Source organism: Pseudomonas tolaasii NCPPB 2192, assembly GCF_002813445.1.
Taxonomy (GTDB): Bacteria; Pseudomonadota; Gammaproteobacteria; order Pseudomonadales; family Pseudomonadaceae; genus Aquipseudomonas; species Aquipseudomonas tolaasii.
The window spans coordinates 3,210,016-3,229,237 of the sequence record NZ_PHHD01000001.1 but is presented as its reverse complement, the minus strand read 5'-3'; the positions used below and the strand labels follow the sequence as shown (position 1 = coordinate 3,229,237).

Sequence of the window (19,222 nt, the reverse complement as noted above, 5' to 3'; positions counted from 1 at the left end):
GCTCGCAAAAACTCCAACGAACCAATGCGGGAGCTGGCTTGCCTGCGATAGCGGTGGGTCAGCCATTCATTTGCTTGCTGACACACTGCAATCGCAGGCAAGCCAGCTCCCACAGTGATTTCCATCGACAATGACATTCGCGCATTTAGTCAGCGTGCTATCGATTTTTATTGCCGGTAGTGGCTAATACACATATGGTTACAAAACGGCAGCACGGACGAAAAATGACCAGGGATCACGAATAAGATAGCCAGAATGAGTGAATGACATGTCCACATCAACGGGCAAGGGCAAGGCGATTTTTCGCGTTGTCAGCGGTAACTTCCTCGAAATGTTCGACTTCATGGTCTACGGCTTCTACGCCACGGCCATTGCCAAAACCTTCTTTCCCAGCGACAGCGCCTTTGCCTCGCTGATGCTGTCCCTGGCGACCTTCGGCGCAGGTTTCCTGATGCGGCCGCTGGGCGCAATCTTCCTCGGCGCTTATATCGACCGTCACGGCCGCAAAAAAGGCCTGGTGATCACCCTCGCCCTGATGGCCGCCGGCACCATCCTTATTGCTTGCGTGCCGGGCTACGCCACGTTGGGTGTGGCCGCGCCGCTGCTGGTGTTATTTGGCCGGCTGTTGCAGGGTTTCTCTGCCGGCGTCGAGCTGGGCGGTGTGTCGGTGTACCTGGCGGAAATCGCCACACCGGGCCGCAAGGGCTTCTTCGTCAGCTGGCAGTCTGCGAGCCAACAAGCGGCGGTGGTATTCGCGGGTTTGCTCGGCGTAGGCCTGAACCACTGGCTCAGCCCGCAAGACATGGGCGACTGGGGCTGGCGCGTGCCCTTCCTGATCGGTTGCCTGATCGTGCCGGTGATCTTCGTGATTCGCCGCTCACTGGAAGAAACCCCTGAATTCCAGGCACGTAAACATCGGCCTACCCTGCAGGAAATTGTGCGCTCCATCGGTCAGAACTTTGGCGTGGTCATCGCGGGCATGGCGCTGGTGGTCATGACCACTGTGTCGTTCTACCTGATCACCGCCTACACCCCCACCTTCGGCAAGGCCGAGCTGCACCTGTCCGACTTTGACGCGCTGCTGGTGACGGTGTGCGTGGGCATTTCCAATTTTATCTGGCTGCCGGTGATGGGCGCGGTGTCCGACAAGATCGGACGTAAACCCCTGCTGCTCGGCGCGACGATTCTGGCGATCCTCACCGCCTATCCAGCACTGTCGTGGCTGGTGGCCAACCCGAGTTTCAGCCATTTGCTGATTGTGCTGCTGTGGCTGTCGTTCCTGTATGGCTCGTACAACGGGGCGATGGTGGTGGCGCTGACCGAGATCATGCCGATTGAGGTGCGCACTACCGGGTTCTCGCTGGCCTACAGCCTGGCGACGGCGACCTTCGGCGGGTTTACCCCGGCGGCCTGCACCTATTTGATCCATGTGCTGGATAACAAGGCAGCGCCGGGGATCTGGCTGAGTGGTGCGGCAGTGCTGGGGTTGATTGCGACATTGGTGCTGTTTAAAGGCAATCGGCATGAGCTGAGGACGGCGCAGGCTTCTGTAGTCGGTGGCGCCTGATTAGCCGTCATCGCAGGCAAGCCAGCTCCCACACTTGGATCTGTGAATACATTTCAAATGTGGGAGCTGGCCTGCCTGCGATGAGGCCCTACCAATCAACACAAACCCAACAGGCATAAAAAGGCCCCGAACCAGTCGGGGCTTTTTCATTCAGCGCTAAGGCTTAGCGCGGGAAAGATGGCGGGTTGACCCCAGCCATGTCTTCCATCACGCGAACCACCTGGCAGCTGTAACCGAACTCGTTGTCGTACCACACGTACAGCACAACGCGGTTGTCCTGGGTGATGGTCGCCTCGGCGTCCACCACACCGGCGTGGCGCGAGCCCACGAAGTCGGTGGAGACCACTTCCTGCGAGTTGACGAAGTCGATTTGCTTGTGCAGATCGGAGTGCAGCGCCATGTAGCGCAGGTACTCGTTCATCTCTTCACGGGTGGCGGCTTTCTCAAGGTTCAGGTTGAGAATGGCCATCGACACGTTAGGCGTCGGAACGCGGATCGCGTTACCGGTCAGCTTGCCGGCCAGCTCAGGCAGGGCCTTGGCCGCAGCGGTGGCAGCACCGGTTTCAGTGATTACCATGTTCAGCGCGGCGCTGCGGCCACGGCGATCGCCTTTGTGGAAGTTGTCGATCAGGTTCTGGTCGTTGGTGTACGAGTGAACGGTCTCAACATGGCCGTTAACGATACCGAACTTGTCATTTACAGCTTTCAGCACCGGCACGATGGCGTTGGTGGTGCAGGAAGCGGCGGACACGATCTTGTCGTCAGCGGTGATTTCGGCATGGTTGATGCCGTGGACGATGTTTTTCAGCTTGCCCTTGCCCGGTGCGGTCAGGACAACGCGGTCGATACCCGGGCAGGCCAGGTGCTGGCCCAGGCCCTCGGCGTCACGCCACACGCCGGTGTTGTCCACCAGTAGGGCGTCCTTGATGCCGTACTGGGTGTAATCCACCTCGGACGGGTTCTTCGCGTAGATCACCTGAATCAGGTTACCGTTGGCGGTGATGGTGTTGTTTTCTTCGTCGATGACGATGGTGCCGTTGAACGGACCGTGTACCGAGTCGCGACGCAGCAGGCTGGCGCGCTTGGTCAGGTCGTTCTCGGCGCCTTTGCGTACCACGATGGCGCGCAGACGCAGGCCGTCGCCGCCGCCGGTTTTTTCAACCAGGATGCGCGCCAGCAGACGGCCGATACGACCGAAACCGTACAGCACAACGTCAGTGCCTTTGCGGGCGGCAGCGTTTTGCTGACCCACCACATCGGCCATCTCTTCACGCACGAACTGCTCGGCGCTGCGGCCGTTGCCTTCGTTGCGGAATTTGTAGGCCAGCTTGCCCAGGTCTACCGAAGCCGCGCCGAGCTTTAGCTCGCTCATGGCTTTGAGCAGCGGGAATGTTTCGTGGACGGAGAGTTCGCTGTCGTCGGCAGAACGGTGACGCGCAAAGCGATGCGCTTTGAGAATCGCGATGACAGACTGGTTGATCAGGCTGCGGCCATAGATCGAGCTCACCACATTGTTATTGCGGTACAGCTGACCGATAAGCGGAATCATCGCTTCAGCGAGTGCTTCACGGTCGATCCATTCACCAAGACACTGGTCGGGCTTCTGAGTCACGGGAACCTTCCACATGTAGGGGCAGAAAAAAGGGGCTACATTATGCCGCCCGACTGCCTTCGGAGCAATGCGCCCCAGCCAACAAAAAGTGCTTGCGAAAAATTGACACCCCGCTGCAAGCCAGTAAATACGCGGCTTCCAGAGGGTCGCCGAATTGGCGCACAGGGCAACTTGTCCGTAACCCTCCGAAAACCTCGTGGTTTTTGACACTACATATTGAGTCAAAACCGGCCATTGTTTGTCTTAGCCACTACATTTCCTGCAAACCGTAATAGGCTCAGTCAGCAACTGACAGACGGCGTCCGGGACCGTTACAATTACCGACTTTGTCGCAACGCTTGGAGCTCAACCTTCCGTGCCCGTTCTGCGTCTACCGCTTCTCCCTGCCGCGGCAGGTAAACAGCACTGGGGCAACCTGCCCGGTGCCGCCCTGAGCCTGGCCATTGCCGAGGCTGCCAGCGCAGCCAAGCGCTTTACCCTGCTGCTCACCGCCGACAGCCAGAGCGCCGAGCGGCTGGAGCAGGAGCTGAGCTTCTTCGCCCCGGATTTGCCGGTGCTGCATTTCCCCGACTGGGAAACCCTGCCCTACGACCTGTTCTCGCCGCATCAGGACATCATTTCCCAGCGCATCGCCAGCCTGTACCGCCTGCCGGAACTGGCGCACGGCGTGCTGGTGGTGCCGATCACCACCGCGCTGCATCGCCTGGCGCCGACCAAGTTCCTGCTCGGCAGCAGCCTGGTGCTGGACGTCGGCCAGAAGCTCGACGTCGAGCACATGCGCACACGCCTGGAAGCCAGCGGCTACCGCTGCGTCGACACGGTGTACGAACACGGTGAATTCGCCGTCCGTGGCGCCTTGATCGACCTGTTCCCGATGGGCAGTAAATTGCCCTACCGCATCGACCTGTTCGATGACGAAATTGAAACACTGCGCACCTTCGACCCGGAGAACCAGCGCTCCATCGATAAAGTGGAGTCGGTCAAGCTGTTGCCCGCGCGCGAGTTCCCGCTGCAAAAAGACGCCGTCACGCGCTTCAAGGCGCGCTTTCGTGAACGCTTTGACGTGGACTTCCGCCGCTGCCCGATCTTTCAGGATTTAAGCAGCGGGATTACACCGGCCGGTATCGAGTACTACTTGCCGCTGTTCTTTGATGAAACGTCCACGCTGTTCGATTACCTGCCCCAGGACACCCAGGTGTTCTCGCTGCCGGGCATTGAGCAGGCGGCGGAAAACTTCTGGAACGACGTGCGCAACCGCTATGAAGAGCGCCGCGTCGATCCGTCCCGTCCTTTGTTGCCGCCCGCCGAGCTGTTCCTGCCGGTGGAAGACTGCTTTGCGCGCCTCAAAAGCTGGCCGCGTGTGGTCGCCAGCCAGCAGGACGTGGAAAGCGGTGCCGGGCGCGAGCGCTTTCCCGCGCAAACGCTGCCGGACCTGGCGATTCAGGCCAAGGCCAACCAGCCACTGGAAGCGCTGTCGAATTTCCTCGGCGACTTCCCCGGCCGTGTGCTGTTCACCGCCGAATCCGCCGGCCGCCGTGAAGTGCTGCTGGAACTGCTGGAACGCCTGAAGCTGCGCCCGAAAACCGTCGACAGCTGGCCGGATTTTGTCGCGAGCAAGGACCGCCTGGCGATCACCATCGCGCCACTGGATGAAGGCCTGCTGCTGGACGACCCGGCTCTGGCACTGATTGCCGAGAGCCCGCTGTTCGGCCAGCGCGTGATGCAGCGCCGGCGCCGTGAAAAACGTGCCGATGCCAACAACGACGCAGTGATCAAGAACCTCACCGAGCTGCGCGAAGGCGCGCCGGTGGTGCATATCGACCACGGCGTGGGCCGCTACCTCGGTCTGCAAACCCTGGAGATCGATAACCAGGCCGCCGAATTCCTCACCATGGAATACGCCGAGGGCGCCAAGCTCTACGTGCCGGTGGCCAACCTGCACTTGATCGCGCGCTACACCGGCAGCGACGACGCCCTGGCGCCGTTGCACCGCCTGGGCTCCGAAACCTGGCAGAAAGCCAAGCGCAAAGCCGCCGAACAGGTGCGCGACGTGGCCGCCGAGTTGCTCGACATCTATGCCCGCCGCGCTGCGCGCGAGGGCTACGCGTTCGCCGACCCGAAAGCCGATTACGCCACCTTCAGCGCCGGTTTCGCCTTCGAAGAAACCCCGGATCAGCAAACCACCATCGAAGCGGTGCGCGCCGACATGCTCGCGCCCAAGCCGATGGACCGCCTGGTGTGCGGCGACGTGGGCTTCGGCAAGACCGAGGTGGCCATGCGCGCCGCCTTCATCGCGGTACACGGTGGCAAGCAAGTGGCGATTCTGGTGCCCACCACCCTGCTCGCCCAGCAGCATTACAACAGCTTCCGCGACCGCTTTGCCGACTGGCCGGTGACCGTGGAAGTGATGAGCCGCTTCAAGTCCGCCAAGGAAGTGAACGCCGCCGTCGCCGACTTGGCCGAAGGCAAGATCGACATCGTGATCGGCACGCACAAGCTGCTGTCCGATGACGTGAAGATCAAGAACCTGGGCCTGGTGATCATCGACGAAGAACACCGTTTCGGCGTGCGCCAGAAAGAACAGCTCAAGGCCTTGCGCAGCGAAGTCGACATCCTCACCCTGACCGCCACGCCGATTCCGCGCACGCTGAACATGGCGGTGTCGGGCATGCGCGACCTGTCGATCATTGCCACGCCGCCCGCACGCCGCCTGTCGGTGCGCACCTTCGTGATGGAGCAGAACAAAAGCACGGTCAAGGAAGCGCTGCTGCGCGAATTGCTGCGCGGCGGGCAGGTGTACTACCTGCACAACGACGTGAAAACCATCGAAAAATGTGCCGCTGACCTCGCCGAGCTGGTGCCGGAGGCGCGTATCGCCATCGGTCATGGGCAAATGCGCGAGCGCGAACTCGAACAGGTGATGAGCGACTTCTATCACAAGCGTTTCAACGTGCTGATTGCCTCGACCATCATCGAAACCGGCATCGACGTGCCGAGCGCCAACACCATCATCATCGAGCGCGCCGACAAATTCGGCCTGGCCCAGTTGCACCAGCTGCGTGGCCGGGTTGGCCGCAGTCACCACCAGGCCTACGCCTACCTGCTCACGCCGCCGCGTCAGCAAATCACCGGCGACGCCGAGAAACGCCTGGAAGCCATCGCCAACACCCAGGACCTCGGTGCCGGATTTGTATTGGCCACCAACGACCTGGAAATCCGTGGCGCCGGGGAGTTGCTGGGCGACGGCCAGAGCGGGCAAATCCAGGCGGTCGGTTTCACCCTTTATATGGAGATGCTTGAGCGCGCGGTGAAAGCCATCCGCAAAGGCGAGCAACCGAACCTCGACCAGCCGCTGGGCGGTGGCCCGGAAATCAACCTGCGTTTGCCGGCGCTGATTCCCGAAGACTACCTGCCCGACGTGCACGCGCGGCTGATCCTGTACAAGCGCATCGCCTCGGCCACCGACGAAGAAGGCTTGAAAGACTTGCAGGTGGAAATGATCGACCGCTTCGGCCTGTTGCCGGAACCGACCAAAAACCTGGTGCGCCTGACCCTGCTTAAATTGCAGGCCGAGCAGCTGGGTATCAAGAAGGTCGACGCCGGGCCGCAGGGCGGGCGCATTGAGTTCGAAGCGCAAACGCCGGTGGACCCTCTGGTACTGATCAAGCTGATTCAGGGCCAGCCCAACCGCTATAAGTTTGAAGGGGCTACGCTGTTCAAATTCATGGTGCCGATGGAACGTGCCGAAGAACGCTTTAATACCCTGGAGGCGCTGTTTGAGCGCCTCATCCCGAAATCCGCTTGAAGGACGCCCCCATGCGCCTGTTCCGCACTCTGAGCTTGTTGTTGGTGGTCGTGGCACCTGCGGCGTTCGCCGACAGCCCGTACCAGGTGGAAATGATCCTGGTACGCCAGAATGCGGAGCCGGTGATCAACAGCCGGCCCGCGCCGGAAAACTGGGATGCGGGAGCTCAACGTCTGGGCGACAAACTGAGCCCGCCGCGCCTGTCCAACATCGTCGACAAGCTGCGCGCCGACAACAGCTACACGGTGCTGGCGCACAAGGCCTGGGAGCAAAACCTGGGCGAGCAGCCGGTGAAAATCGCCATCACGGACGGACAGGAGCAATTCGGCCAGTTCCCCATCGAAGGCGTGTTGAACCTGCAATTGGGCCGCTTCACCGACATCGACGCTGACTTCTGGATCAACCAGTTCGACAGCAACGGCAGCGTGGTGGCCAGCGAGCACCTGAACCAGACCGACGTGCGCACCAAGAACAACCAGCTCAATTACCTGGACGGCGGCCACCTCGCGTTGCTGATCAAGATCACTTCGCTGACCGCCAAGCCACCCAGCGCTCCACCGCCCGACATTCAGGACTGATCCAGCGCCATGCCCCTGACGTCGCCGTTGACCAAACCCCTGGCCCCCTCGTGGGCCAACCGCTTCAAAGAGCAAAGCCTTGAGCGCGGGCGGCGTTACGCCCTGGAAAACCGCGTGCGCATCGTCGAGTCCGGTGACAGCACCATCATCGCCAGTTGCGAAGGTTCGGGCGGCAACGTCTATCGGCAAACCATCTCGTTGCGCGAGTCAGCCAAGGGCACGCTGATTCTGGTGGACAGCCGCTGTACCTGCCCGGTGCACACCAACTGCAAACACATTGCGGCGGTGCTGCTCAAGGTTCAGGAAACCCTGGCCTACCCGGCCGCTGCCCAGGATGCCGAGCTGCTGGAAAAGCTCCAGGCCGTGCTGGATAACCGTGTGGTACTGCCGCAAGTGCTGATGGAGGACGTGCTGCCCGTGCCGCGCCTGTGGATGGCCAGCGTCGAGTTCAGCGCGTTCGAGCCGCGCAACGGCAAGATGCAGCTCTATATCCAGCACCGCGCGGCGCTGTCGTTCAATTACCTGGGCAACTATGTCAGCGGCCAGAAAAATGCCGACATCATCGTGCGTCAGGAAACCCGCAGCCTGCGCATCAAGCGTCATCCCGAGGTAGAACAACGCTATCGCGAGCAACTGCGGTTGCTGGGTTTCAAGATCGCCACCCGCCAGAGCAAGGCGCTGCCCGAAAGTGCCGGCGAGCTGTTCGAGATGGTCAATGACAGCGCCTGGCTGACGTTCACCCTCAATGCCACCCCGACGTTGCGTGCCGAGGGCTGGGAGTTGCTGATCGATGATGATTTCGGCTTTGACCTGAGCGCCGTCGATGACTGGTACGCCACCGTCGATGAAGGCCCGGAGCGTGACTGGTTCGATCTGGAGCTGGGAATTATCGTCAACGGCCAGCGCCTGAGCCTGCTGCCGATCCTGTTGAACCTGATGCGCTCCCATACCGAGATTCTCAACCCCGAAAAGCTCGCGCGGCGTCGGGATCATGAGCTGATCCTGGTGAATATTCCGGGCCTGCCCAATGGCCACGGCCCGATCCAAGTGGCGTTGCCCTACGGCCGGCTTAAACCTGTTCTGGCCACCCTCGGCGAGTTTTACCTGCAGGAAACCGGCGCCACTGCGCTGCGCCTGGCCAAGGCCGATGCGATTCGCCTGAACCCGCTGGAAGACCTGCCGCTGCAATGGGAAGGCGGCGAGAAGATCCGCAACTTTGCCCAGCGCCTGCGGGACATCAAGGATTTCACCTGCGTAGCGCCTGAAGGCTTGAACGCGACGTTGCGCCCCTACCAGCTGGAAGGCTTGAGCTGGATGCAGTCGCTGCGCCAACTGGACGTCGGCGGCATACTTGCGGATGACATGGGCCTGGGCAAAACGCTACAGACCCTGGCGCATATTCTCAGCGAGAAAACAGCCGGGCGCCTGGATCGACCCTGCATGGTCGTAATGCCCACCAGCCTGATCCCCAACTGGCTCGATGAGGCGGCGCACTTCACGCCGCAACTCAAGGTGCTGGCGCTGTACGGCGCAACGCGCAAGAAACATTTCCCGAATCTGCAGAACTACGACCTGCTGTTGACCACCTACGCGTTACTGCCCAAGGACATCGAACAGCTTGCCGCCCTGCCCTTGCATGTACTGATTCTCGACGAGGCCCAGTACATCAAGAACCCGTCCAGCAAAGCGGCACAGGCTGCGCGTGAGCTGAATGCTCGTCAACGTCTGTGCCTGAGCGGCACACCGCTGGAAAATCATCTTGGGGAGCTGTGGTCGCTGTTCCACTTTCTGCTGCCGGGCTGGCTGGGTGACGTTAAAAGCTTCAACCGGGACTACCGCGTGCCCATCGAAAAGCGCGCCAGCGATGTGCGATTGCAACACCTCAACGGTCGGATAAAACCCTTCCTGCTGCGCCGCACCAAGGAACAGGTGGCCACCGAGCTGCCGCCCAAGACCGAAATTATCCATTGGGTTGACCTCAACGAAGCTCAGCGCGATGTGTACGAAACCATGCGCCTGGCCATGGACAAAAAAGTACGCGACGAAATCACCCGCAAAGGCGTGGCGCGCAGCCAGATCATCATTCTTGAAGCGCTGCTGAAACTGCGCCAGGTGTGCTGCGATTTGCGCCTGGTCAACGACGCCACCCTGCCCGCCCGTGGCAGCAGCTCGGGCAAGCTCGACAGCCTGATGGAAATGCTGGAAGAGCTGTTCGCGGAAGGTCGGCGGATTTTGCTGTTTTCCCAGTTCACCTCGATGCTGAGCCTGATTGAAATCGAGCTGAAAAAACGCGGCGTCGCCTACGCCTTGTTGACCGGCCAGACCCGCGACCGGCGCACCCCGGTGAAGGATTTCCAGAGCGGCAAGCTGCAGATTTTTCTGATCAGTTTGAAGGCCGGTGGCGTCGGATTGAACCTGACCGAGGCTGACACGGTGATCCACTACGACCCCTGGTGGAACCCGGCCACGGAAAACCAGGCCACCGACCGGGCTTATCGTATTGGCCAGGAGAAGCCGGTGTTTGTCTACAAGATGATTGCCCGGGGCACGGTCGAGGAGAAAATCCAGCACCTGCAGAAGGAAAAGTCCGACTTGGCGGCGGGCGTGTTGGATGGGCGTACGACGGGGGATTGGCAGTTGGGCAACGAGGATATCGAGGCGCTGTTTGCGCCGTTGCCCAATAAGCAAGAGAAGCGCTGACGGTCAGACCGCCATCGCAGGCAAGCCAGCTCCCACATGTTGATTTGTGAACACATTCAAGTGTGGGAGCTGGCTCGCCTGCGATGGCCGCAACCCGGTCTTCAGTCGATCAACTGAGCATCCCGCAACGCCGTCAGCGCCGCCAACCACCGTGGGTTCTGTTTGTAGTCCGTGGACGCAATCGCCTGCCCCCTCATCCGCGCAATCCGCGCCGACGGCGTAACCTTCATCCGCTGCGCCGCGCTCAATGCCAGCTCCGCCGCTGCGCGATCGTTGCACACCAACCCCATGTCGCACCCCGCCGTCAGCGCAGCTTCAATTCGGCTGGCCGCGTCGCCGACCACATGGGCACCTGCCATCGACAAGTCGTCACTGAAAATCACCCCGTCAAACTGCAACTCGCCGCGCAGAATGTCCTGCAACCAGCGGCGCGAAAAACCCGCAGGCTGGGCATCCACTTGCGGGTAAATCACGTGGGCAGGCATCACCGCCGCCAATTGCTGGCTCAGGCGTGCGAAAGGCACCAGGTCATGGGTGCGAATCTGTTCCAGGCTGCGCTCGTCAGTGGGAATGGCGACGTGGGAATCCGCCTCGGCCCAACCGTGGCCCGGGAAGTGCTTGCCGGTGGCCGCCATACCGGCGCTGTTCATGCCACGGATGAAGGCACCCGCCAGCACTGCGGCGCGCTCGGGGTCGCCTTCGAAGGAGCGGGTGCCGACCACGGCGCTGCGCTGGTAGTCCAGATCCAGCACCGGGGCGAAACTGAGGTCGAGGCCGACGGCCAGCACTTCAGTGGCCATGATCCAGCCGCACTGCTCGGCCAGGTATTCGGCATTGGGGTTATCTGCCAATGCGCGCATGGCTGGCAGGCGCACGAAACCCTGACGCAGGCGCTGCACGCGACCGCCTTCCTGATCGACGGCCAGCAGCAGGTCGGGGCGCACCGCACGAATCGCCGCACTCAACTCACGCACCTGACGTGGATGCTCGATATTGCGTGCAAAAATGATCAGGCCACCCACTTCCGGTTGGCGCAACAGGTGGCGATCCTCGGCTGTGAGCCAGGTACCGGCCACGTCGACCATCAAAGAACCTTGCAGGGCAGCAGTCATAAACCTTCCTTATAGAACGCACACAACCCGCGGCACTCATGCTGCGCGACAGGCGCAGTGAGTGCAGCGGGTTGTGAATAAATAGCTGAAATCGGCATGGCGGCTAGCTTAGCGGATGCAAGCGGCCGCGCACACCCGGGACGGTCACGCCTTGGCGACAGCCGGCACGGATTTGCTGCGCGGGCGCAACTGGGCGGCCGCCATGGTCTGGTCGGTCACGCCGGTTTCGGCGCGCATGCCCGCGGCGAGGAACGGCACCATCAGGCGCATCACCTGCTCAATCGAAGTGTTCACGCCGAAATCGGTCTCGGCGATGGCGCGCAACGCTTTGATGCCGGACATGCTGAACGCGGCGGCGCCGAGCATGAAATGCACGCGCCAGAACAACTCGATGGGAGGAATGCGTGGCGCGGCTTCGTTGACCAGCAGCATGTAACGACGGAAAACCTTGCCGTACATATCTTCCAGATAACGACGCAGGTGACCCTGGCTTTGGCTGAACGCCAGGCCAAGCAAGCGCATGAAGATCGACAGGTCGTTGCCACTGCGCGGTTGCACCACCAGGGCTTGCTCGACGAGGATTTCCAGCAACTCTTCCAGGCTTGGTTTGTGTTCGGGTTTGGTCTGGCGGCGCTCCAGCTCACGGTCGAGACTGGCGCAGAACGGCCCGAGGAAGCGTGAGAACACCGCCTGGATCAAGGCTTTTTTCGAACCGAAATGGTAGTTCACCGCCGCCAGATTGACCCCAGCCTTGCTGGTGATCAGGCGCAATGAAGTTTCAGCAAATCCTTTTTCCGCGAACAACTGCTCGGCAGCATCGAGAATGCGTTCAACGGTTTCCGACTGGGCCATGGCTACTCCGCCTGACAAACACTTGTTTGAAACATACGTTTCAGAGTATGTCTTGTCAAGCCTGCGGGTCCGTTTTCCGGCTGGGCAGTCATCTATTTCATCGCTATTTAATCACATCCGTATCGGTCTGTAGGCAGCGCTGTCTCTGCCTTGTAGGAGAGGTGACGAATGACCGTCCAGCGGAGTGACTGAAAAGGATGATTGCCAAGTACAGTCCACTGTATATAATCCCAGTCACTGTATAAAAAGACAGAGCGATCAACATGCTAAAACTGACGCCACGCCAAGCTGAGATTCTGGCTTTTATCAAGCGCTGCCTCGATGACAACGGCTACCCGCCGACACGAGCGGAAATTGCGCTGGAACTGGGGTTCAAGTCCCCCAACGCTGCCGAAGAACACCTCAAGGCCCTCGCCCGCAAAGGTGCGATCGAGATGACCCCGGGTGCCTCACGCGGCATTCGCATTCCCGGCTTTGAAGCCAAGGCAGACGAATCGACCCTGCCGATCATCGGCCGCGTCGCTGCGGGTGCGCCCATTCTGGCGCAACAGCACGTCGAAGAATCCTGCAACATCAACCCGACCTTTTTTCATCCCCGCGCCGACTACCTGTTGCGCGTTCACGGCATGAGCATGAAGGACGTGGGCATTTTCGACGGCGACCTGCTGGCCGTCCATACCACACGCGAAGCCCGCAACGGCCAGATCGTCGTCGCGCGTATTGGCGATGAAGTCACCGTCAAACGTTTCAAGCGCGAAGGCAGCAAGGTCTGGCTGTTGGCCGAGAACCCTGAGTTCGCCCCGATTGAAGTGAACCTGAAAGATCAGGACCTGGTGATAGAAGGCCTGAGTGTCGGCGTCATTCGCCGCTAGAGGAGGCACCATGCAATTCATGCACACCCCGCAACAGGCACAACTATCGCTGTTTGAGGCCTTTATGGCCCAACCCCTTGCGCCCATCCTCAAGGAAACGGTCGAAGCGCCCTGGTGCGCCGAGCCTGAGGCGTTCAGCGAGCTGTCGTTGCGCGGTGCAGCAGGAAGTTGCCTGAGCCTGCTGGCCCCGATCCTGCGCGAACTGAGCGAAGAGCAGGATGCGCGCTGGCTCACACTGATCGCCCCGCCTGCCAGCCTGACACAGGCCTGGCTGCGGGACGCAGGCCTCAACCGTGAACGCATCCTGTTGCTGCAGCCGCGCGGTACGCAAAGCGCTCAGCAGTTGACCTGTGAGGCGCTGCGCCTGGGCCGCAGCCATACGGTAGTGAGTTGGCTGAGCCCGTTGAATGCGAGCGCCAAGCAGCAGTTGATCACTGCCGCACGCGTGGGCGATGCACAGAGTTTGAATATTCGATTGGGATAAAACACAGGCTGGCTTGTAGCAGGCGAGCTTATTGTGGCGAGCGAGCTTGCTCGCGCTGGGCTGCGAAGCAGCCCCAAAACCAGGCACCGTGGAATGCCTGAGATACCGTATCAATCCATTCAGGGCCGCTTCGCAGCCCAGCGCGAGCAAGCTCGCTCGCCGCAAAAAAAATCGCTCACCACAGAGGCCACCTTAACCACAATGGCCGCCTTCGGGTCTCAGTGAAGCACCCGCGGCCCATCTTCCTTCTCCGGCTCACCTTCAGCCAGACGACCCGCCATCTGCACACCGACGCTCAACATGGCTTTCGCCACTTCAACGTGCTGGCCTTGCAGAAACGCTTTTGCGTCTTCTGAAAAATCCAGAATAACCAGAGAACCCTCGTCCTCAGCCCGGCGCAGCTCGATTCGGCCGTCAGGCAGTTCAACAATTTCCAGAAAGGACGTTGGCATAAAAGTCTGTTCTCCACGAAAGGCCGGGATTATATCAGTCATCCACCCGGCATCGCGTGGGATCTGAACAGGTTTCTTTACGGCTTGATGAATGGTGGTCTCGGGAACGCACTTGTCACTGTGGAAGCTGGCTTGCCTGCGATGCAGACACTTCGGTCTTTCAGTCAAAATCGAGGCGATGCTATCGCAGGCAAGCCAGCTCCCACTTTTTTTCAGTGCAAACCTCTCAGCACTCGTTCAAACCTTCACGAAAGCGCAGCGCCATCTTCTTCAGCTCCTGACGCCAACTCTCAAGTTCTTCGCGGCTCAGCGGCTTGGGTTCGTCCTCTTCCAGCGCAACGGCCACGATCAGCGGCTGGGTCACATCACCCTTTGGCACATGAGGAATACGCGGCGGCTGAAACATGTCGGCGTGGGCCTTGAGCAAGCGCGCCACCCAGCTATCAGGGCTCTGAGCCATTTCTACCAGCTCAGCCAGTTCGGGAATGGCCATGGCTTCCAGCACTTCGCGGGTCATGATCATTTCTGCACGGGGCGAACCGGCCTGGGGCAGGCGGTAGAACCCGGCAATCTCATGACACAAGCCCAACAAGGCACCGTATAGATGGAACAACGCCGCCTCACGCCCCGCCTGGACCAGCGCGATGGCGTTCATCTCTTTCCCTTCCTCGGCACGGCCAAGGGCTTCCAGGGACAAACCCGCGAAGTAAATTTTTTGATTGGTACGGGTATAGAGTTCGTTGGCCATAACGGCAGTCTCCGCAACGAAAAAGCGTGATGCTGGCTGTGTAATGTGGCGAGGGCGCTTGCTCTCGCCCGGTTGCGAAGCGCCCTGAAAAGTTGGGCCTGCTGCGCAGTCCAGCGGGAGCAAGCTCCCTCGCCACAGCAAGCCCGCTCTTACCTGATGGGCAGATTAACCGATCAAGCGCCCTGGCGCTTGTCCTCGACCTTCCACTTGCCGCCGTCGTAGAACGCTTTCCAGCCGGTAGGCTTGCCGTCCACTTCGGTCTGAACGTACTGCTCCTTGGTTTTGCGGCTGTAGCGGATCACGGCCGGGCGACCGTCGGGATCCTTCTTCGGCGCTTCACACAGAAAGTGGTACTTCGGATCAATTTCGTCCTTGTGCGGCACGATCTCCAGCACCAGCGGAGCGCGGGTCTCGCGGTTTTTCGGGAACTGGCTGGCCGCCAGGAACAGGCCCGAAGCGCCGTCACGCAGGATGTAGGTGTCGTTGACCTTCTCACACTTGAGCTCAGGCATCTTCACCGGGTCCATCTTCGGCGGCGCCGCGTCACCGCTTTTCAGCAGTTTGCGCGTGTTTTTGCAGGTCGGGTTGGTGCAGCCGAAGAACTTGCCGAAGCGGCCGGTCTTGAGTTGCATCTCGCTGCCGCACTTGTCGCACTCCAGGCTCGGACCTTCGTAGCCCTTGATGCGGTAAGTACCCTCTTCGATCTCGTAGCCATTGCAATCCGGGTTGTTACCGCAGATGTGCAGCTTGTGCTTCTCGTCCAGCAGGTAGGCGTCCATCGCCGTACTGCAGATCGGGCAGCGGTGCTTGCCACGCAGTACCAGCGACTCGGACTCACCCTCGTCGTCAGCGGCGATTTCATCGCCCGGCACCAGGTTGACGGTGGCCTTGCAGCGCTCTTTGGGCGGCAGGCTGTAACCCGAGCAACCCAGGAACACACCGGTGGATGCCGTACGAATCTGCATCGGGCGGCCGCAGGTCTGGCACGGGATGTCAGTCATCACCGGCTGGTTGGCGCGCATGCCGCTGTCAGGGCTTTCGGCCACTTCGAGTTTCTTTTTGAAGTCGCCGTAGAACTCGTCCAGCACATTTTTCCAGTCGCGTTCGCCCTGGGCCACGTCATCGAGGTTCTCTTCCATGCCGGCGGTGAAGCCGTAGTCCATGAGGTTGGAGAAGCTCTCGGACAGACGCTCGGTCACGATATCGCCCATCTTTTCCGAGTAGAAACGACGGTTGTGCAGCGCTACGTAGCCACGGTCCTGAATGGTCGAGATGATCGCCGCGTAGGTCGAAGGACGACCAATGCCGCGTTTTTCCATCTCTTTGACCAGGCTGGCTTCCGAATAACGCGCCGGCGGCTTGGTGAAGTGCTGGGACGGATCGAGCTTGATCAGCTTCAGCGTGTCGCCCTGGGCCATGTCCGGCAGCACGTCGTCATCACCCGGCTTGGCGATTTGCGGCATCACGCGGGTGTAGCCGTCGAACTTGAGGATACGGCCCTTGGCACGCAGCTCGAAGTCGCCAGCACCCACGCTCACGGTAGTGGACAGGTATTGCGCCGGCAGCATCTGGCAGGCCAGGAACTGGCGCCAGATCAGCTCGTAGAGGCGCTCAGCGTCACGCTCCATGCCGCTCAGCTTGGCAGGCGTGGTGTTGGCGTCAGAGGGACGAATCGCTTCGTGAGCCTCTTGTGCGCCTTCCTTGCTGCTGTAGACGTTCGGACTCTCCGGCAGGTACTTCTTGCCGAACTCGCCTTCAATATAAGTGCGCGCCATCGCGACCGCGTCCACCGACAGGTTGGTGGAGTCAGTACGCATATACGTGATGTAGCCAGCTTCGTACAAACGCTGGGCCATCATCATGGTTTTCTTCACACCAAAGCCCAGGCGGTTACTCGCGGCCTGCTGCAGGGTGGAGGTAATGAACGGCGCCGACGGCTTGCTGCTGGTCGGTTTGTCTTCACGCTTGACGATGCTGTAGCTGGACGCCTTGAGCTTTTCCAGCGCAGCCATGGCCTGAGCTTCGTTCAGCGGCTTGAAGGCCTCGCCTTTTTCGCGGGCCACTTCAAAGCGCACGTTGGCGCCCTTGGCGGTGCCGAGGTCGACGTGGACTTCCCAGTACTCTTCGGGGATGAACGCACGAATCTCGCGCTCACGCTCCACCACCAGCTTTACCGCAACCGATTGCACACGGCCAGCGGACAACCCACGGGCGATCTTCGCCCACAGCAATGGCGAAACCATGTAACCCACAACGCGGTCGAGGAAACGACGAGCCTGTTGGGCGTTGACACGGTCGATATCCAGCTCGCCCGGCTTGGAGAAGGCTTCCTGGATGGCTTTCTTGGTGATTTCGTTGAACACCACGCGCTTGTAGCGGCTGTCATCACCGCCGATGGCTTCCCGCAGGTGCCAGGCAATGGCTTCCCCTTCGCGGTCCAAGTCCGTTGCGAGATAGATGGTGTCGGCATCCTTGGCGAGCCGGCGCAGCTCTTCGATGACCTTTTCCTTGCCTGGAAGGATTTCGTACTTGGCCTTCCAGCCATGATCCGGGTCCACACCCATGCGCGAGACCAGCTGCTTGCGCGCTTTCTCTTTAGGGGTGAGCACCGGACCCTCGCCCGCAGCCGCCTTGCCGCGCTTGGCGGCTGGCTCCTTGCTGGCGCTAGCCGAACCGCTGGTGGGCAGGTCTCGGATATGGCCGATACTCGACTTCACCACGTACTCGTTGCCCAAGTACTTGTTGATGGTCTTGGCCTTAGCCGGGGATTCCACAATGACCAGCGATTTGCCCATGGATCGGAAAATTCCTGAATTCGAGAAGTGAAAGGCAGTTGGCGCCTGTCGCGGCAACGCTATATATAGTGGCAACAAGGTGAGGTCAAGCGCAGCATTCTGCGCGGCCTGCCGTTATTGCCCTGAAAAAAGACTGGGTTCGGCCTGGACCAAAGCAAAGCGCGGGACCTGCTCGCCGTCAACTTCGACGGTCTCCACAAACATGCTCAATGGGCGTACCCAAAAGCCGTAATCGCCATACAGTGCTTGGTAAAACACCACTTCTTCTTCGGTCTCCGAGTGCCGCGCCACGTTAAAAACGCGGTACTGCGGCCCCTTATAATGTCGGTAGAGCCCTGGTTCGACTTTCATGCTCTGGCCCTCGTACAAATTTTGTTGAAAAAAAATATTAAAAATTCCAAAAAACAAAAACCGGGGCACTGGGCCCCGGCTTCCGTCAACCCGACGCTTAAACGCGTTCGAAGACGGTGGAAATGCCTTGGCCGAGACCAATGCACATGGTTGCAACCCCAAGGTTGCCGCCATTTTGCTTCATCACGTTAAGCAGAGTGCCGGAAATACGTGCACCGGAGCAACCGAATGGGTGGCCCAGGGCAATCGCACCGCCGTGCAGGTTAACCTTCTCATTCATCTTGTCGAGTACTTTCAAATCTTTCAGCACGGGCAGAGCCTGTGCCGCGAAAGCTTCGTTGAGCTCGAAGAAGTCGATGTCGTTGATGGTCAAGCCCGCGCGCTTCAAGGCTTTTTGTGTGGCCGGTACTGGACCATAGCCCATGATTGCCGGGTCCACACCCGCCACGGCCATCGAACGGATCACGGCCAGCGGCTGGATACCCAGGTCCTGAGCACGCTGCGCCGACATCACGATCATGCACGAGGCGCCGTCGGTGATTTGCGACGAAGTGCCGGCAGTCACGGTGCCGCCCTTTGGATTGAACGCTGGCTTCAGAGCCGCCAGGCTTTCCAGGGTGGTGTCCGGACGAATGGTTTCGTCGTAGTCGAACAGTTTCAGGAAACCGTTCTCGTCGTAACCGTTCATCGGGATGATTTCATCCTTGAACTTGCCTTCCACGGTCGCCTTGTGGGCCAACTGGTGGGAACGCAGGCCGAATGCGTCCTGGGCTTCGCGGGTAATGCCGTGCATTTTGCCGAGCATTTCCGCGGTCAGGCCCATCATGCCCGAGGCTTTTGCCGCGTACAGCGACATGTGCGGGTTCGGGTCGACGCCGTGCATCATGCTGACGTGGCCCATGTGCTCCACGCCACCGACCACGAATACATCGCCGTTACCGGTCATGATCGCTTGCGCAGCGGTGTGCAGCGCGCTCATCGACGAACCGCACAGACGGCTGACGGTTTGGCCAGCGGCCGTGTGCGGAATCTGGGTCATCAGCGACGCCATGCGCGCGATGTTCCAGCCCTGCTCCAGGGTCTGGTTGACGCAGCCCCAGATCACGTCCTCGACTTCGTTCGGATCGACCTTGGTGTTGCGCTCAAGCACTTTGCTGATCAGGTGCGCCGACATGTCTTCAGCGCGGGTGTTGCGGTGCATGCCGCCCTTGGAGCGGCCCATCGGAGTACGACCGAAGTCGACAATCACGACGTCTCTTGGATTCAAGCTCATAAATATTCTCGCTCTAGTCGT

At 60.4% G+C, this 19,222-nt stretch carries 14 protein-coding genes; 6 read left to right on the top strand and 8 right to left on the bottom strand.

The genetic code is table 11. The features are described from left to right. Positions 1–268 precede the first annotated feature (268 nt). Positions 269–1,567, top strand: a complete 1,299-nt coding sequence (gene tcuC, locus ATI14_RS14985; protein ID WP_016971427.1) for an MFS transporter — start codon at positions 269–271, stop codon at positions 1,565–1,567. A gap of 163 nt (positions 1,568–1,730) precedes the next feature. On the opposite strand, the gene ATI14_RS14980 is transcribed toward tcuC, so the two are convergent. Beyond that, positions 1,731–3,194: a glyceraldehyde-3-phosphate dehydrogenase gene (locus ATI14_RS14980; RefSeq protein WP_026083084.1), complete on the bottom strand. Its 1,464-nt coding sequence runs from the start codon at positions 3,192–3,194 to the stop codon at positions 1,731–1,733. 340 nt (positions 3,195–3,534) lie between these two features. On the opposite strand from ATI14_RS14980, the gene mfd reads away from it, so the two are divergent. Genes mfd through ATI14_RS14965 form a run of 3 tightly spaced genes read left to right on the top strand, consistent with a single transcriptional unit; the run spans position 3,535 to position 10,262 of the window. After that, a complete protein-coding gene (mfd, locus tag ATI14_RS14975) occupies positions 3,535–6,984 on the top strand; it encodes a transcription-repair coupling factor (RefSeq protein ID WP_017254792.1) in 3,450 nt (1,149 codons plus the stop codon). Positions 6,985–6,995: 11 nt separating this feature from the next. Further along, positions 6,996–7,562: a CsiV family protein gene (locus ATI14_RS14970; RefSeq protein ID WP_016971424.1), complete on the top strand. Its 567-nt coding sequence runs from the start codon at positions 6,996–6,998 to the stop codon at positions 7,560–7,562. Between the two features lie 9 nt (positions 7,563–7,571). After that, the gene (locus ATI14_RS14965; RefSeq protein WP_080519993.1) at positions 7,572–10,262 is read left to right on the top strand and encodes a DEAD/DEAH box helicase; all 2,691 of its coding nucleotides are present in this window, start codon (positions 7,572–7,574) and stop codon (positions 10,260–10,262) included. Between the two features lie 101 nt (positions 10,263–10,363). Here ATI14_RS14965 and nagZ read toward each other — a convergent pair whose 3' ends face one another. Further along, complete coding sequence (nagZ, locus tag ATI14_RS14960; protein WP_016971422.1) at positions 10,364–11,374, bottom strand: beta-N-acetylhexosaminidase; 1,011 nt, start codon at positions 11,372–11,374, stop codon at positions 10,364–10,366. A gap of 144 nt (positions 11,375–11,518) precedes the next feature. Continuing rightward, a complete protein-coding gene (locus ATI14_RS14955) occupies positions 11,519–12,226 on the bottom strand; it encodes a TetR/AcrR family transcriptional regulator (RefSeq protein ID WP_016971421.1) in 708 nt (235 codons plus the stop codon). Positions 12,227–12,489: 263 nt separating this feature from the next. On the opposite strand from ATI14_RS14955, the gene lexA reads away from it, so the two are divergent. Both lexA and sulA read left to right on the top strand, forming a co-directional pair. Next, positions 12,490–13,098, top strand: a complete 609-nt coding sequence (lexA, locus tag ATI14_RS14950) for a transcriptional repressor LexA (RefSeq protein ID WP_003172575.1) — start codon at positions 12,490–12,492, stop codon at positions 13,096–13,098. Positions 13,099–13,108: 10 nt separating this feature from the next. Further along, the gene (sulA, locus tag ATI14_RS14945; protein ID WP_016971420.1) at positions 13,109–13,582 is read left to right on the top strand and encodes an SOS-induced cell division inhibitor SulA; all 474 of its coding nucleotides are present in this window, start codon (positions 13,109–13,111) and stop codon (positions 13,580–13,582) included. Between the two features lie 218 nt (positions 13,583–13,800). Here the strand turns inward: sulA and ATI14_RS14940 are convergent, their stop codons facing one another. From ATI14_RS14940 to fadA, 5 genes are all read right to left on the bottom strand, one after another. Beyond that, on the bottom strand, positions 13,801–14,034 hold the full coding sequence (locus ATI14_RS14940; RefSeq protein ID WP_017254451.1) for a hypothetical protein: 234 nt from the start codon (positions 14,032–14,034) through the stop codon (positions 13,801–13,803). A 226-nt stretch (positions 14,035–14,260) separates the two neighbouring features. Next, on the bottom strand, positions 14,261–14,782 hold the full coding sequence (locus ATI14_RS14935; protein WP_016971418.1) for a DUF6586 family protein: 522 nt from the start codon (positions 14,780–14,782) through the stop codon (positions 14,261–14,263). A 173-nt stretch (positions 14,783–14,955) separates the two neighbouring features. Next, positions 14,956–17,577 carry a type I DNA topoisomerase gene (gene topA, locus ATI14_RS14930; protein WP_016971417.1) on the bottom strand — a complete coding sequence of 874 codons (2,622 nt, stop codon included), beginning with the start codon at positions 17,575–17,577 and terminating at the stop codon, positions 14,956–14,958. A 114-nt stretch (positions 17,578–17,691) separates the two neighbouring features. After that, entirely contained in the window at positions 17,692–17,928 is a 237-nt protein-coding gene (locus ATI14_RS14925) for a DUF1653 domain-containing protein (RefSeq protein WP_026083045.1), read from the bottom strand. A gap of 97 nt (positions 17,929–18,025) precedes the next feature. Beyond that, positions 18,026–19,201, bottom strand: coding sequence for an acetyl-CoA C-acyltransferase FadA (gene fadA, locus ATI14_RS14920; RefSeq protein WP_016971415.1), 1,176 nt, complete (start codon positions 19,199–19,201; stop codon positions 18,026–18,028). Between the last annotated feature and the right edge of the window lie 21 nt (positions 19,202–19,222).

Coding starts and splice junctions, on each gene's coding strand:
- tcuC (WP_016971427.1), top strand. CDS start 269: ATGTCCACATCAACGGGCAAGGGCAAGGCGATTTTTCGCGTTGTCAGC.
- ATI14_RS14980 (WP_026083084.1), bottom strand. CDS start 3,194: ATGTGGAAGGTTCCCGTGACTCAGAAGCCCGACCAGTGTCTTGGTGAA.
- ATI14_RS14970 (WP_016971424.1), top strand. CDS start 6,996: ATGCGCCTGTTCCGCACTCTGAGCTTGTTGTTGGTGGTCGTGGCACCT.
- ATI14_RS14965 (WP_080519993.1), top strand. CDS start 7,572: ATGCCCCTGACGTCGCCGTTGACCAAACCCCTGGCCCCCTCGTGGGCC.
- nagZ (WP_016971422.1), bottom strand. CDS start 11,374: ATGACTGCTGCCCTGCAAGGTTCTTTGATGGTCGACGTGGCCGGTACC.
- ATI14_RS14955 (WP_016971421.1), bottom strand. CDS start 12,226: ATGGCCCAGTCGGAAACCGTTGAACGCATTCTCGATGCTGCCGAGCAG.
- lexA (WP_003172575.1), top strand. CDS start 12,490: ATGCTAAAACTGACGCCACGCCAAGCTGAGATTCTGGCTTTTATCAAG.
- sulA (WP_016971420.1), top strand. CDS start 13,109: ATGCAATTCATGCACACCCCGCAACAGGCACAACTATCGCTGTTTGAG.
- ATI14_RS14940 (WP_017254451.1), bottom strand. CDS start 14,034: ATGCCAACGTCCTTTCTGGAAATTGTTGAACTGCCTGACGGCCGAATC.
- ATI14_RS14935 (WP_016971418.1), bottom strand. CDS start 14,782: ATGGCCAACGAACTCTATACCCGTACCAATCAAAAAATTTACTTCGCG.
- topA (WP_016971417.1), bottom strand. CDS start 17,577: ATGGGCAAATCGCTGGTCATTGTGGAATCCCCGGCTAAGGCCAAGACC.
- ATI14_RS14925 (WP_026083045.1), bottom strand. CDS start 17,928: ATGAAAGTCGAACCAGGGCTCTACCGACATTATAAGGGGCCGCAGTAC.
- fadA (WP_016971415.1), bottom strand. CDS start 19,201: ATGAGCTTGAATCCAAGAGACGTCGTGATTGTCGACTTCGGTCGTACT.